Annotated in this window: 11 protein-coding genes; 4 read left to right on the top strand and 7 right to left on the bottom strand. The window is 60.1% G+C overall.

Annotated elements, in window-relative coordinates; all coding sequences use genetic code 11:
- Positions 1-43: 43 nt before the first annotated feature.
- On the top strand, positions 44-508 hold the full coding sequence (bfr, locus tag QRN20_RS11320; RefSeq protein WP_004883697.1) for a bacterioferritin: 465 nt from the start codon (positions 44-46) through the stop codon (positions 506-508).
- A gap of 131 nt (positions 509-639) precedes the next feature.
- Here the strand turns inward: bfr and uvrA are convergent, their stop codons facing one another.
- On the bottom strand, positions 640-3474 hold the full coding sequence (uvrA, locus tag QRN20_RS11315; RefSeq protein WP_004883700.1) for an excinuclease ABC subunit UvrA: 2835 nt from the start codon (positions 3472-3474) through the stop codon (positions 640-642).
- Between the two features lie 188 nt (positions 3475-3662).
- Here uvrA and QRN20_RS11310 point away from each other — a divergent pair, with 188 nt between their 5' ends.
- The 3 genes from QRN20_RS11310 to QRN20_RS11300 all read left to right on the top strand — a co-directional run bounded on the left by QRN20_RS11310 (position 3663) and on the right by QRN20_RS11300 (position 6952).
- Positions 3663-5057, top strand: coding sequence for an MFS transporter (locus QRN20_RS11310; protein WP_004883702.1), 1395 nt, complete (start codon positions 3663-3665; stop codon positions 5055-5057).
- A 9-nt stretch (positions 5058-5066) separates the two neighbouring features.
- Positions 5067-5621 (top strand): single-stranded DNA-binding protein, encoded by a 555-nt coding sequence (locus QRN20_RS11305; protein WP_004883704.1) that lies wholly within the window; start codon positions 5067-5069, stop codon positions 5619-5621.
- Between the two features lie 239 nt (positions 5622-5860).
- Positions 5861-6952, top strand: coding sequence for an alkene reductase (locus QRN20_RS11300; protein WP_122501362.1), 1092 nt, complete (start codon positions 5861-5863; stop codon positions 6950-6952).
- A gap of 47 nt (positions 6953-6999) precedes the next feature.
- Here QRN20_RS11300 and QRN20_RS11295 read toward each other — a convergent pair whose 3' ends face one another.
- Genes QRN20_RS11295 through QRN20_RS11270 form a run of 6 tightly spaced genes read right to left on the bottom strand, consistent with a single transcriptional unit; the run spans position 7000 to position 12731 of the window.
- Complete coding sequence (locus QRN20_RS11295; protein ID WP_029241912.1) at positions 7000-7755, bottom strand: inositol monophosphatase family protein; 756 nt, start codon at positions 7753-7755, stop codon at positions 7000-7002.
- On the bottom strand, positions 7752-8513 hold the full coding sequence (locus tag QRN20_RS11290; RefSeq protein ID WP_029241911.1) for a glycerophosphodiester phosphodiesterase family protein: 762 nt from the start codon (positions 8511-8513) through the stop codon (positions 7752-7754). The genes QRN20_RS11295 and QRN20_RS11290 overlap by 4 nt, the downstream gene beginning before the upstream one ends.
- A gap of 12 nt (positions 8514-8525) precedes the next feature.
- Positions 8526-9644, bottom strand: coding sequence for an ABC transporter ATP-binding protein (locus tag QRN20_RS11285; protein WP_122501363.1), 1119 nt, complete (start codon positions 9642-9644; stop codon positions 8526-8528).
- Positions 9641-10534, bottom strand: a complete 894-nt coding sequence (locus QRN20_RS11280; protein WP_004883716.1) for an ABC transporter permease subunit — start codon at positions 10532-10534, stop codon at positions 9641-9643. Before QRN20_RS11280 ends, QRN20_RS11285 begins: the two co-directional genes overlap by 4 nt.
- Positions 10531-11424, bottom strand: coding sequence for a carbohydrate ABC transporter permease (locus tag QRN20_RS11275; protein WP_122501364.1), 894 nt, complete (start codon positions 11422-11424; stop codon positions 10531-10533). The genes QRN20_RS11280 and QRN20_RS11275 overlap by 4 nt, the downstream gene beginning before the upstream one ends.
- The gene (locus QRN20_RS11270; RefSeq protein WP_122501365.1) at positions 11421-12731 is read right to left on the bottom strand and encodes an extracellular solute-binding protein; all 1311 of its coding nucleotides are present in this window, start codon (positions 12729-12731) and stop codon (positions 11421-11423) included. The genes QRN20_RS11275 and QRN20_RS11270 overlap by 4 nt, the downstream gene beginning before the upstream one ends.
- Between the last annotated feature and the right edge of the window lie 30 nt (positions 12732-12761).

Here is a 12761-nt window from a genome sequence, read left to right as displayed (position 1 = left end):
GCTTGGTTCAAACTATCGCCTTTGAAGCAGGAGATCTGGTGCGATGCAAGGCCATCCAGAAGTAATCGATTATCTGAACACATTGCTCACTGGCGAACTGGCGGCTCGTGACCAATATTTCATCCATTCGCGTATGTACGAAGACTGGGGTTTCGCCAAGCTCTACGAGCGCATCAATCATGAGATGGAAGAAGAAGCGCAACACGCCGATGCGTTGATGCGTCGTATCCTGATGCTTGAAGGCACGCCGCGCATGCGTCCGGACGATCTGGATATCGGCACCACAGTGCCTGAGATGCTCGCCAGCGATCTTCGTCTCGAGTACAAGGTCCGTGCTGCGCTGTGCAAGGGCATCGCCCTCTGCGAGCTGCACAAGGACTACATCAGCCGTGACATCCTTCGTGTGCAATTGGCGGATACCGAGGAAGACCACACCTATTGGCTGGAACAGCAAATGGGTCTGATCAAGTCCATCGGCTTGCAGAACTACCTGCAATCTCAGTTCTGATCCGACATCGGCTGTAACGAAAAAAGCTCCTGCACTTGCGTGACAGGAGCTTTTTTTCGTCTTCGATTCGAGCTTTCAGGCAGGGACCTGACCGGATCCGGCCGAAGCCAGACCCGGCAGGTCGGAAACCATCAAGCCTTGTCGCGTATCAGCAACGGCTTGAGGTAATGCCCGGTATAGGACTGCTTCATCTCTGCGACCTGTTCCGGCGTGCCGGTGGCGATGATCTGTCCGCCGCGCGAACCGCCCTCCGGACCCAGATCGACCAGCCAGTCCGCCGTCTTGATGACGTCCAGGTTGTGCTCGATCACGACCACGGTGTTGCCGTGATCGCGCAGGCGGTGCAGGACGTCGAGCAGTTGCTGGATATCCGCGAAGTGCAGGCCTGTGGTCGGCTCGTCGAGGATGTACAGCGTCTTGCCGGTATCACGCTTGGACAGCTCGCGCGACAGCTTGACGCGCTGAGCCTCGCCCCCCGACAACGTCGTCGCCGACTGACCCAGCTTGATGTAGGAAAGCCCCACATCCATCAAGGTCTGCAGCTTGCGCGCCAGGGCGGGAACGGCATCGAAGAATTCACGCGCCTCTTCGATGGTCATTTCCAGCACCTCATGGATGCTCTTGCCCTTGTACTTGATCTCCAGCGTTTCGCGGTTGTAGCGCTTGCTCTTGCACACATCGCACGGCACGTAGATGTCCGGCAGAAAGTGCATCTCCACCTTGATCAAGCCATCGCCCTGACAGGCTTCGCAGCGCCCGCCCTTGACGTTGAACGAGAACCGGCCCGGACCGTAACCACGTGAACGCGACTCCGGCACACCGGCGAACAGTTCACGTATGGGCGTGAAAAGCCCGGTATAGGTCGCCGGGTTGGAGCGAGGCGTGCGACCGATCGGGCTCTGGTCGATGTCCACGACCTTGTCCAGATGCTGCAGGCCGTTGATGCTGTCATGTGTGGCGGCTTCAAGCGTGGTCGCGCCATTCAGTGCAGTTGCGCTGAGCGGGAACAGCGTGTTGTTGATCAGCGTCGATTTGCCCGATCCCGAGACGCCCGTGACGCAGGTCAGCAGACCAATCGGAATCTCGAGGTTCACGTTCTGCAGGTTGTTGCCGCGAGCGCCTTTCAGTGTCAGCGAAAGCTTCTTGTTGCGAGGCGTGCGCTTGGCCGGAACTTCGATCTTCACACGGCCCGACAGGTACTTGCCGGTCAGAGAGTCGGGATGCGACATGACCTCATCAGGCGTGCCTTCGGCAACGATATGTCCGCCATGCACACCAGCCCCAGGGCCAATGTCCACCACGTAGTCGGCCAGACGAATCGCATCCTCGTCATGCTCGACCACGATCACCGTGTTGCCGATGTCACGCAGGTGCTTGAGTGTGCCGAGCAGGCGGTCGTTGTCACGCTGGTGCAGGCCAATGGACGGCTCGTCGAGGATGTACATCACCCCGACCAGACCGGCACCGATCTGGCTGGCCAGACGAATACGCTGCGCCTCGCCACCTGACAGGGTGTCCGCGCTGCGATCCAGGGTTAGGTAATCAAGGCCCACGTTCACCAGAAACTGCAGGCGCTCGCGGATTTCCTTGAGAATCTTGTCGGCAATTTCGCCACGGCGACCGGTCAGCTTCAGGGTGTCGAAGTAGTGAGTGGCGTCGCCAATCGGCAGATTGGTGACGGCAGGCAGTGTTTTCTCGCCCACCCACACATGACGCGCTTCACGGCGCAGACGCGTGCCGCGGCAGTCAGGGCAGGGCTGGGTGCCGAGGAACTTGGCCAGCTCTTCACGGACAGTTGCCGATTCGGTTTCCCGATAGCGACGCTCCAGATTCGGCACGATGCCCTCGAAAGGGTGTGCGCGTTTGACGATGTCGCCACGGTCGTTCAGGTAGCGGAAGTCGACGTTCTGCGAGCCACTGCCGTTGAGCAGGATCTTCTGCTGATCGGCAGGCAATTCCTTGAACGGTACTTCCAGGCTGAAGCCGTAGTGCTTGGAAAGCGAGCCGAGCATCTGGAAGTAGTAGACGTTTCGCCTGTCCCAGCCGCGTATCGCGCCTTCGGCCAGCGTCAGTTCGGCATTCACCAGTCGCTTGATGTCGAAGAACTGCTTAACGCCCAGACCGTCGCAGGTCGGGCACGCGCCAGCCGGGTTGTTGAACGAGAACAGCTTGGGTTCCAGCTCGCTGATCGCATGGCCACAGATCGGGCAGGCGAAGCGTGCGGAGAAAATCGTCTCTTCACCCGGTTCATCGTCCATTGGCGCAACCAGCGCAATGCCGTCGGCCAGCTTCAACGCTGTTTCGAAAGACTCGGCCAGACGCTGCTGCAGGTCCGCACGCACCTTGAAGCGGTCCACGACCACATCGATGGAATGCTTCTTCTGTTTATCGAGCTTCGGCAGTTCATCCAGCTCGCACAACTTGCCGTTGACCCGAGCCCGCACGAAGCCCTGGGCACGCAGTTCTTCGAAGACTGACAGGTGTTCGCCCTTGCGCTCGCGAATGACCGGCGCCAGCAACATCAGCTTGCTGCCCTCCGGTTGGGCCAGCACCAGGTCGACCATCTGGCTGACGGTCTGGGCTTCCAGTGGAATGTCATGGTCCGGGCAGCGAGGCTGGCCGACTCGCGCATACAGCAGACGCAGGTAGTCGTAAATCTCGGTGATGGTACCCACGGTCGAACGCGGGTTGTGGGACGTCGATTTCTGTTCGATGGAAATCGCAGGCGACAGGCCTTCGATGGTATCGACGTCCGGTTTTTCCATCATCGACAGGAACTGCCGGGCATAGGCTGACAGCGACTCGACATAACGCCGCTGCCCTTCGGCGTAGAGCGTGTCGAAAGCCAAAGATGATTTGCCAGAGCCGGACAATCCGGTGATAACGATCAGCTTGTCGCGTGGAAGGGTCAGGTCAATATTTTTCAGGTTGTGGGTTCGAGCCCCACGAATCAGGATCTTGTCCAAAATGGCCTCGCACGGCGGGCGTCGAAAACATGGGAGTATACGGATAAATACTGGATGGATACACACTATCCGCCGGCTTTACAGGCAGAGATGAATACTCTGTCATGTAAACGCGGCAAAGCGTCGCGATATACCCCGTCAATCGATGGGACTGGTAGAATCGCCGCCGGTTCACACGAGGTTTCTCCATGCACGATCTCCACAGCGAACGAATGAGCAGCGGCGAGACACGTGCCGCAGGCGGTCTTGCGCTGGTCTTTGCGTTCCGCATGCTCGGTATGTTCATGGTGCTTCCGGTCCTGGCCACTTACGGCATGGACTTGGCGGGCGCCAGCCCCGCGCTGATCGGTCTGGCCATCGGCGCATACGGCCTGACCCAGGCTGTGCTGCAGATCCCGTTCGGGATCATTTCCGACCGCATCGGTCGGCGTCCGGTCATCTACCTGGGTCTGATCATTTTCGCCATCGGCAGCGTTGTCGCGGCGAATGCGGATTCCATCTGGGGCATCATCGCCGGCCGTATCCTACAGGGTGCCGGTGCGATTTCCGCTGCGGTCATGGCACTGCTCTCCGACCTGACCCGCGAACAGCACCGCACCAAGGCCATGGCCATGATCGGCATGACCATCGGTCTGTCGTTCGCCGTCGCAATGGTCGTCGGCCCGGTCATCACCGGCGTGTTCGGGTTGTCGGGGCTGTTTCTGGCCACTGGTGGCATGGCACTGCTGGGAATCCTGATCATCGCGTTCATCGTGCCCAAGGCGAACGGCCCGCTGCTGCATCGCGAGTCCGGCGTCGCCAAACAGGCGCTCGGGCAGACGTTGCGCCACCCGGACCTGCTGCGTCTGGATCTGGGCATCTTCGTGTTGCATGCCATGCTCATGTCCAGCTTCGTGGCACTGCCGCTGGCGCTGGTCGAAAAAGCCGGTCTGCCCAAGGAACAGCACTGGTGGGTCTACCTGACCGCACTGCTGATTTCGTTCTTTGCGATGATCCCGTTCATCATATACGGTGAGAAGAAGCGCCAAATGAAGCGCGTTCTGCTCGGTGCCGTGACCGTGCTGATGGTGTCCGAGCTTTACTTTTGGGCATTTGGTAACACGTTGCGGACACTGGTCATAGGGACAGTGGTATTCTTCACCGCGTTCAACCTGCTGGAGGCGTCTTTGCCGTCGCTGATCAGCAAAGTGTCACCGGCTGGCGGAAAAGGGACGGCAATGGGGGTTTATTCCACCAGCCAGTTTCTCGGATCGGCCGCAGGTGGGATACTGGGCGGCTGGTTGTTCCAGCACGGTGGGCTTGATGTGGTGTTCCTTGGTGGTGCAGCCATGGCCGCCGTCTGGCTTGCGTTTGCAATGACCATGCGTGAACCGCCTTACGTGACCAGCCTACGTCTGCCGTTGTCGCCAGAGGCGCAGCGTGATGCAGGCCTGGCAGAGCGTTTAAAGTCCGTAACCGGCGTAACGGATGCAGTGGTGGTTGCCGAGGAGGCAGCCATCTATATCAAACTGGATACAAAATTATTGGATCGTGCCTCTCTCGAAAAGCTGATCAACCCAGCATCAGAAGCGTGCGAAGCCTAGGAGAACGTTATGGCCCGTGGGGTTAACAAAGTCATATTGGTCGGTACATGCGGCCAGGATCCCGAAGTTCGCTACTTGCCTAACGGTAACGCCGTGACCAACCTGAGTCTGGCAACCAGCGAACAGTGGACTGACAAGCAGACCGGTCAGAAGGTCGAGAAGACCGAGTGGCACCGTGTTTCGATGTTCGGCAAGGTTGCCGAAATCGCTGGCGAATACCTGCGCAAGGGTTCGCAGGTCTACATCGAGGGCAAGCTGCAGACCCGCGAGTGGGAAAAAGACGGTATCAAGCGTTACACCACAGAAATCGTCGTCGACATGCAAGGCACCATGCAATTGCTGGGCGGCCGTCCACAGGGCGACGCACAACAGGGCCAGGGTGGCGGTAACTACAACCAGTCCGCCCCTCGTCCACAGCAGTCGCGCCCGCAGCAGTCGGCTCCGCCACAGCAGAACTACAACCAGCAGCCTCCACAGCAACGCGAATCCCGCCCTGCGCCACAGCAGCAAGCACCGCAGCCGGCTGCTGATTTCGATAGTTTTGATGATGATATTCCGTTCTGATCGCAACGCCTTCAGAACCGCAACACCCAAAGCGAAGCCACTCACCGGGCTTCGCTTTTTTTATGCCTGCGTATCTCCATTCCTCTATAGATGTTGCTTAACATCAAAAGGCTTGACGGTTTAGATTTTGGTTATCATCATAATCCTGTTTTCTATCCAGGGATGTCCTCAAGCGCTTCCTCCCATACGCACCCAAAGCTCATCCTACTGACCAAACTCTCCAGATCACAGGCCCTGAAATGACCGAAAAAACCCTCTTCGACACTTATCGCCTAGGCAATCTCGTCCTCGCCAATCGTATTGTCATGGCCCCTCTGACCCGCAACCGTGCGGGCGCAGGACTGGTGCCGAGTGAGCTGGCTGCAACCTATTACGGTCAGCGTGCTTCTGCCGGTTTGCTGATCACCGAGGCTACTCAGGTTTCGCCGCAGGCGCAGGGTTATCAGGACACGCCGGGTATCTATACCCAGACGCAGATCGATGGCTGGCGCAAGGTGACGGACGAGGTGCATGCCAGGGGTGGGCGTATTTTTGTGCAGTTATGGCACGTAGGGCGTATTTCCCATGTGGATTTGCAGCCGGATGGCGCTGCGCCGGTTGCGCCTTCGGCGATTCGGGCGGAGACCAAGACGTTCGTGAACAACGGTTTCCATGATGTTTCCGAGCCGCGTGCGCTGGAGTTGAGTGAATTGCCGGGCATCGTGGATGATTTCCGTCAGGCGGCGGCGAATGCCATTGCGGCCGGCTTTGATGGTGTGGAAGTGCATGGCGCGAACGGTTATCTGCTGGAGCAGTTCATCAAGGATGGCGCGAATGCGCGGACTGATGCTTACGGCGGCTCTGTCGAGAATCGTGCGCGTCTGTTGCTGGAAGTCACCGCTGCGGTGGTTGCCGAGATCGGTGCCGAGCGCACCGGTGTGCGTATTTCGCCTGCATCTCCGGCTGGCGCGATCAGCAGCAGCGATCCTCAGCCGCAGTACAACTACATCGTTGAAGAACTCGATGTGTTGGGCGTTGTTTACCTGCATGTTGTCGAGGGCGCGACCGGCGGGCCGCGTGATGCGGCGCCGTTCGATTACGGGCAATTGCGCAAACGCTTCCATCAGACCTATCTGGCCAACAACGGCTATGACCTTGATCTGGCTACTTCGCAGTTGGTGGATGGTCATGTTGATCTGGTGGCGTTCGGTCGTCCCTTCATCAGCAATCCGGATCTGACCGAACGTCTGAAGACGGGGGCGCCGTTGACGCCGATGAATCCGGCCACGATCTACGGCGGTGGTGCAGAGGGTTATACCGATTATCCGACGCTTGCCCAGGCCACGGCCTGACGTCTGTCACGCATCCGTCGCAATGACGGATGCGCTCTCCCGCACGTTCAATCGCCGCGTGACCCCGCAAACACAGCCATCAACTCTTCGCTTCCCACGGCAACGCTCATGGCAGCCGGTATCTGTTTGCCCTCGATCCTGCACAGCAAGCCCGCTTCCCGGCAGATAACGGCGCCTGCGGCGATGTCCCACAAATTGGTAAACCGTTCGAGGTAACCATCGATCTGACCGAGCGCCGCGAAGCCCAGGCCAATGGTGGCGCAACGGTAAGCGGCCAGCCCCCAGCCGTTGTGGCGCAGGCTCAGTTCCAGTTGTGCCAGGGACTCGGCAGGCCAGTTATTGCTCGAACCAATGCCGACGATGCGCAAATTCTGTGGCGGTTCCGGGCGGGCGAAGGGGTCGCCGTTCAGCCAGACACCTTTACCGGACTGGGCTGACAGGGTGTACTCCAGTGCCGGGTAGGCGATGACGCCGATCACGGGCTGTCCCGCTGAAAGATAGGCGAGCGAAATGCCCCACAACGGCGAGCCGCGCAGAAAGTTGCCGGTGCCGTCGATGGGGTCCAGCGCCCAGCCGTCGATAATGACTTCGCCGCCCAGTTCCTCGCCCAGTACAGGCTCATCCGGAAAATACTCATTGAGCCGGGCCCGTATCAGATGCTCGACCTCGAGGTCTGCCTCGGACACCAGGTCCTGAGGGCTTTTGGTGGCGATGTCCAGGGTGTGGCGATTGTTGAAGTGCTCAAGAGCCAGCGCGCTCGCCTGTTCGACGCAGCGCCGGGCAATGCTCAACCGGTCATTCATTGCAGATCCTCTTCGTCGGGCTTGTCGAGCAAGTCAGGGTAGTCACTGAGAATCGATTGTGCGCCCCGGGCTAGCAGGTAGCGCGCTCGATAGGGGTTGTTGATGGTTGCCACGGCGAACTCGACGCCACTATGACGAAGGCGTGCGAGGTGGTGGTCGTCGAGCATGTCGTCCAGCACATGCAGAATCCGGCAGCCGTACTCGGCCAGCAACGCAGCCGGGTCAGCGGGAGCGACCAGAGAGGCCATCGCCAGCGGCACTTGCGGCCACAACTGGCGGGCGCGGACGAGCGAACGCACTGAAAAGCTCGAGACAAACAGGCCCTCCAGCGTTACCGGCCACATTCGCCTGAGTATCGGGATGACGACCTCGGCGGTTTCCACGTCGTCGCCGATGGTGGGCTTGAGCTCGACCTGCAAGCCGAGGTTCAGGCGTAACGCACAGGCCACCACTTCCTCGAAGGTCGGCACCTGCAGGCCAGCGAAGGTGGGTGAGAACCAGCTCCCCGCGTCCAGTTTGCGGATGTCTTCGAAGGTGTGCAGCACGACGGCGCCTTTTCCGTTGGTGGTGCGGTCCAGCAGGTCGTCGTGGATGACGATGGGCCGACCGTCGCGGGTCAGCTTCACGTCGATTTCAACCCATTTGGCGCCATGCTGCGCTGCGGTTTCCAGAGCGAGCAGGGTATTTTCCGGTACATAGGCTTTAGCGCCGCGATGGGCAATCAGCGATGAGCGAACGAGCGGAGCACGGTTGGACATGTCAGGGATCACTTACACAGGGTTGGAGAAAGAAGCGGGCTGGTGGCGACCGCTCTCAGGGTCGAACAACAGTGCCGTTGGGCCGAAAGCCAGACGGACCTGGGTGCCGGGGGCGAGCAGATGGCGGCCGGCAAGGTTGACGACGCAACGAATGCCGGCCAGTTGGCAGTAGATCAGGCTGTGGCTGCCGAGATTTTCCGAGGACTCCACGACAGCGCGAACACCGTCCTGGCTGAGACTGAATGCCTCGGGTCTCAGCCCCATGAGCCATTTGCCCGGACTGTCGCCAGACAGGTGCAGTTTGAGGGGGAGTCGTTGCCCGTCAGCCAGCGTCAGGGTCTTGTCTTCCAGGCAATAAACCGGCAGCAGGTTCATGGGCGGTGTGCCGATAAAACCCGCGACGAACGTGCTGGCGGGCCGGTCATAAATGTCGCTTGGCGTGCCGATCTGTTCGACACGGCCCTGGTTGAGAATCACCACATGCTCGGCAAGCGTCATCGCTTCGGTTTGATCGTGGGTGACGTACAAAATCGTTGCGCCGGTCTGTTGATGCAGGCGACGAATCAACAGGCGCATTTCATGGCGCAGCGCGCTGTCCAGATTGCACAGCGGTTCGTCGAAAAGCAGCACGGGCGGTTTGCGGATCAAGGCACGGCCAATGGCTACACGCTGGCGCTGACCACCGGACAGCTCGCCCGGCTTGCGCTCCAACAGGGTTTCCAGCCCCAGCGAGGTGGCGCACTCCTTGATTTGCAGCACGCGTTGTTTGTAGGCGATGCCCGCCATTTTGAGCGGGTAGCCGATGTTGTCGGCAACGCTCATGTGCGGGTAGAGCGCATAGTTCTGGAACACCATGGCGCAGCCGCGCTCCTTGGGCGGCAGCTTTGTGACGTCGCGCTCCCCCATCAGAATCTGGCCCTGAGTGACGTCCTCCAGCCCGGCGATCATGCGCAACAGGGTGGACTTTCCGCAGCCGGACGGACCCAGAATCACGTTCAGTTCACCGGCTTTGAACACCAGATCCAGCCCTTGAAAGAGCGGTCCCGAACTCTGTGATTTGTGCAGATTCCTGAGGGTTATCTGGGGTGAACGCGCAGTCGGGAAATCGGTAACAGGAAGAAGCGCGGTCATTTGCCGACTCCGATCAGGCCTTTGACGAACCATCGCTGCATGAGCGCAATGACGAGGATAGGGGGCAGCATGCTGACAACGGCGGCGGCCATCAGCAGGTTCCATTCGGGAAGCTGGCTGGCATCGGTGGGCAGAAAGCTGGCCACGCCCAGCACCAGCGTGCGCATGTCTTCGCGATTGGTCGCAACCAGCGGCCACAGGTAGTCTTTCCAGGCGCCGATGAACACCAGCGTGCCCAGCGCCGCGAAATTGGTTTTTGACAGCGGCACCAGAATGTCGATGAAAAAGCGCCACGGCCCGGCACCGTCCATGCGCGCTGCTTCAACCAGCTCGGCGGGCAGCGTCTGGTAAAACTGCCGGAACAGGAACGTGCCGGTGGCCGAGGCGATCAGTGGCAGCGCCAAACCGGTGTAACTGTCGAGAAGGTTGAGAGTCGGCACCGGCAGGCTTTCGATGCCCAGCCAGCGCAGCACGGTACGCAGCGGGCCGAGCAGATCACTCGCCACGGCGTAGGTCGGGATGATGCGTACTTCGAGCGGCAGCAACAACGCGCCCAGCACAGCGAAGAAAATCCAGGTGGTGTAGCGACTGCGAAAGTACACCACGGCAAACGCGGTCAGTGCCGAGAGCGCGAGCTTGCCGATGACCACCATGATCGCGACGATCAGGCTGTTGCCCAGCAGGCGCAACAGGTCCAGACGCTGAGTGACTTTCTGCAGGTTCACCAGCAACTGGTCGCCCGGAACAACCGCCAGGCCATGTTCCAGCAGTTGCGGGTTGTCCACGGTGGCCGAGCAGACTGCGATATAGAGCGGGCCCAGCGCGAAAATCAGCCCCAGGGTCAGCAGCAGGTAAGCGCCGAGGTTGAGCAGTCGGTTGTGCTGGATCATGGCTTCACCCCGCGTCGTTTGAGCCGCGACATGAGCTTGAACTGCGCGACGCTCAGCAGCACGACCGCCGACAGCATGAGCACTGACAGCGTTGAAGACCCTGCCAGGTCCAGTCCGCGGAAGCCGTCGGTGTAAATCTTATAGGCCAGTACCTGCGTGGTGTCGCCGGGGCCGCCCTGGGTGAGGGTGTCGATCAGCCCGAAACTGTTGGAGAGGCTTTCCAGCAGGTCGATGATGAAGATGAACAGCAAATAGGGCGCAATCAGCGGCAGTTGCATGTCGATCATGCGCCGCCACGGGCCTGCGCCGTCCAGCGCTGCTGCCGCGAGGTAATCGTCCGGAACCGATTTCAGGCTCGCCACCAGCATGACGAAATTGAACGGCACCAGACACCAGGCGTAGGCGACGATCAACAGCAGCATGCCTTGCAGCGGGTTGGCGTAAGGCGCCCATGTGCCGGGCACCACTGCATTGAGCCAGGCCAGAATGCCCATGACCGGGTTGGCCAGCACGTGAAAGACGATGCCGATGGTGGCGCCGGAGACTGCGTAGGGCCAGATCAGCAGGTTGCGAAACACGGCGTTGCCGCGCAGTTTCAGCTCAAGACACAGCGCCAGTGTCAGGGCGATGAGCATTGACAGCGCGACGCTCGACAGGCTGAAGATCAGGGTAGAGCCCAGAGAGGCGAGCACGCCCGGATCCCTTAGCACGCGCCAGTAATTGCTCAGGCCCACGAACACTTCATGCCCACCGAACGGCAAGACCAGATGGAACGACCACCAGATGGCCTGAAGCGCCGGCCAGTAGAAAAACAGGGCGAGCGCCAGTAATTGCGGCAATGCGAACAACAACGCCACGCGTGGCTGCGGGAAGTATCCACTGGCCTTCATGGCTGCCGTTCGCTCTGTTGATTCTGAGCAAGCGGCTGATGCATCTGTTGAAACAGGCCGAGCAATTCGTTTCCGCGCAGAGCGGTCTGGCTCAGGGCACGCCCCATGTTCTGCCGACCTGCCAGTGCGTTCCCGGTCTCCTGCGACCAGATCACCCGCATCAGGGTGATGAAGCCACAGCGCAGTGGATTGTCCGGCGCGCTGTCGATGTCATCGAGAGACGACAGACCCACCTTGATCGCCAGCGCGGCACGCTCGTCGTTTCGAACCGCTTTGGCCGTCGCCTGGGTCACAGGCAGATAGCCGGTGCGGGAGCTGAACACACGCTGATTATCGGGACGCAGCACGAACGCGAGAAACTCCGACACGACGTCGTACTCGTGTGTGGAATGCCCTTGCATGACCCACAGCGAAGAGCCGCCTGGCAGGTTGGACTGCCTTTGGGTGTCGGGGTAAATCGGCATCAGAGTGACGTCGATATCGGGCTTGAGTGTGCTGCGTACCGTATTCCATGAACCTGTGGAATCCAGCAGCATCGCGCATTCGTCGCTGGCAAAGGCCAGTGCCTGCTGACCACTGCGAGTCGACTCTTGATGTCGCACCAGGCCTTCACGGCTCCATTGCGCCAGATCGTTCATCAACTGCAAATGCGTGCCCTGATCGAATCGATACCGGTCCACGCCACCGGACCGGACTGCGATGGCGGAACCCTGGGCCGCGCTGGTCTGTTCCAGCCAGATCCACGGCGAGAAGTCGGTCGCCATGGGGCACTCATGGTGGTTGTTCTTGAGGGCACGCAGCGCCGTGGAAAAGGCTGTCCAGGTGGTCGGTGTTTCAGTGATTCCCGCAGTGGCCAGTGCGTCGCGGTGGACGTAAAGCACGGCAGTCGAGACGGCGAACGGTTGGGCGGCCAGCACGCCATGTTCGTCGGAGTAGTAGCGTTTGAGCGCAGGCAGAAAGGTGTCTGCCGAATAGGCTCTCTGCTGCCGGGACATCAAGGCTTCGACAGGAACAGTGGCGGCTCCCAGCAACATGTCAGGCGTGGCGACGTCGTAGATTTCGACCAGCGCCGGGCTGATACCGGCCCGGTATGCGGCAACGGTCTTCTGCAGGGTCTGTTCATAAGTGCCCTGGCGGATGCAGTGCAGGCGGTCCTGTTCGTCGCGTTCGGCATTGAACTGCCTGCACAGATCGGCAATGGCCGAGGCTGTCGGACCGCTATGGCTGTACCAGAACTCGGTGGCGCTGGCCTGGCCGGTGATGGCCAGCAAGGTCAACGCCCAGAGCGTATGACTGATTGAAAGCATGAAAGCACCCCGTGTGAACTGGAAGCTATC

The organism is Pseudomonas sp. fls2-241-TYG-175, from assembly GCF_030209155.1.
GTDB lineage: Bacteria > Pseudomonadota > Gammaproteobacteria > Pseudomonadales > Pseudomonadaceae > Aquipseudomonas > Aquipseudomonas viridiflava.
The sequence above is the reverse complement of the archived record's forward strand: the minus strand, read 5'-3'. Positions and strand labels throughout refer to the sequence as shown.

Excerpts from the sequence above, each read along its gene's own strand:
- bfr (WP_004883697.1), top strand. The coding sequence starts at position 44 with ATGCAAGGCCATCCAGAAGTAATCGATTATCTGAACACATTGCTCACT.
- QRN20_RS11275 (WP_122501364.1), bottom strand. The coding sequence starts at position 11,424 with ATGAAGGCCAGTGGATACTTCCCGCAGCCACGCGTGGCGTTGTTGTTC.
- QRN20_RS11300 (WP_122501362.1), top strand. The coding sequence starts at position 5,861 with ATGACCGAAAAAACCCTCTTCGACACTTATCGCCTAGGCAATCTCGTC.
- QRN20_RS11295 (WP_029241912.1), bottom strand. The coding sequence starts at position 7,755 with ATGAATGACCGGTTGAGCATTGCCCGGCGCTGCGTCGAACAGGCGAGC.
- QRN20_RS11310 (WP_004883702.1), top strand. The coding sequence starts at position 3,663 with ATGCACGATCTCCACAGCGAACGAATGAGCAGCGGCGAGACACGTGCC.
- QRN20_RS11290 (WP_029241911.1), bottom strand. The coding sequence starts at position 8,513 with ATGTCCAACCGTGCTCCGCTCGTTCGCTCATCGCTGATTGCCCATCGC.
- QRN20_RS11285 (WP_122501363.1), bottom strand. The coding sequence starts at position 9,644 with ATGACCGCGCTTCTTCCTGTTACCGATTTCCCGACTGCGCGTTCACCC.
- QRN20_RS11305 (WP_004883704.1), top strand. The coding sequence starts at position 5,067 with ATGGCCCGTGGGGTTAACAAAGTCATATTGGTCGGTACATGCGGCCAG.
- QRN20_RS11270 (WP_122501365.1), bottom strand. The coding sequence starts at position 12,731 with ATGCTTTCAATCAGTCATACGCTCTGGGCGTTGACCTTGCTGGCCATC.
- QRN20_RS11280 (WP_004883716.1), bottom strand. The coding sequence starts at position 10,534 with ATGATCCAGCACAACCGACTGCTCAACCTCGGCGCTTACCTGCTGCTG.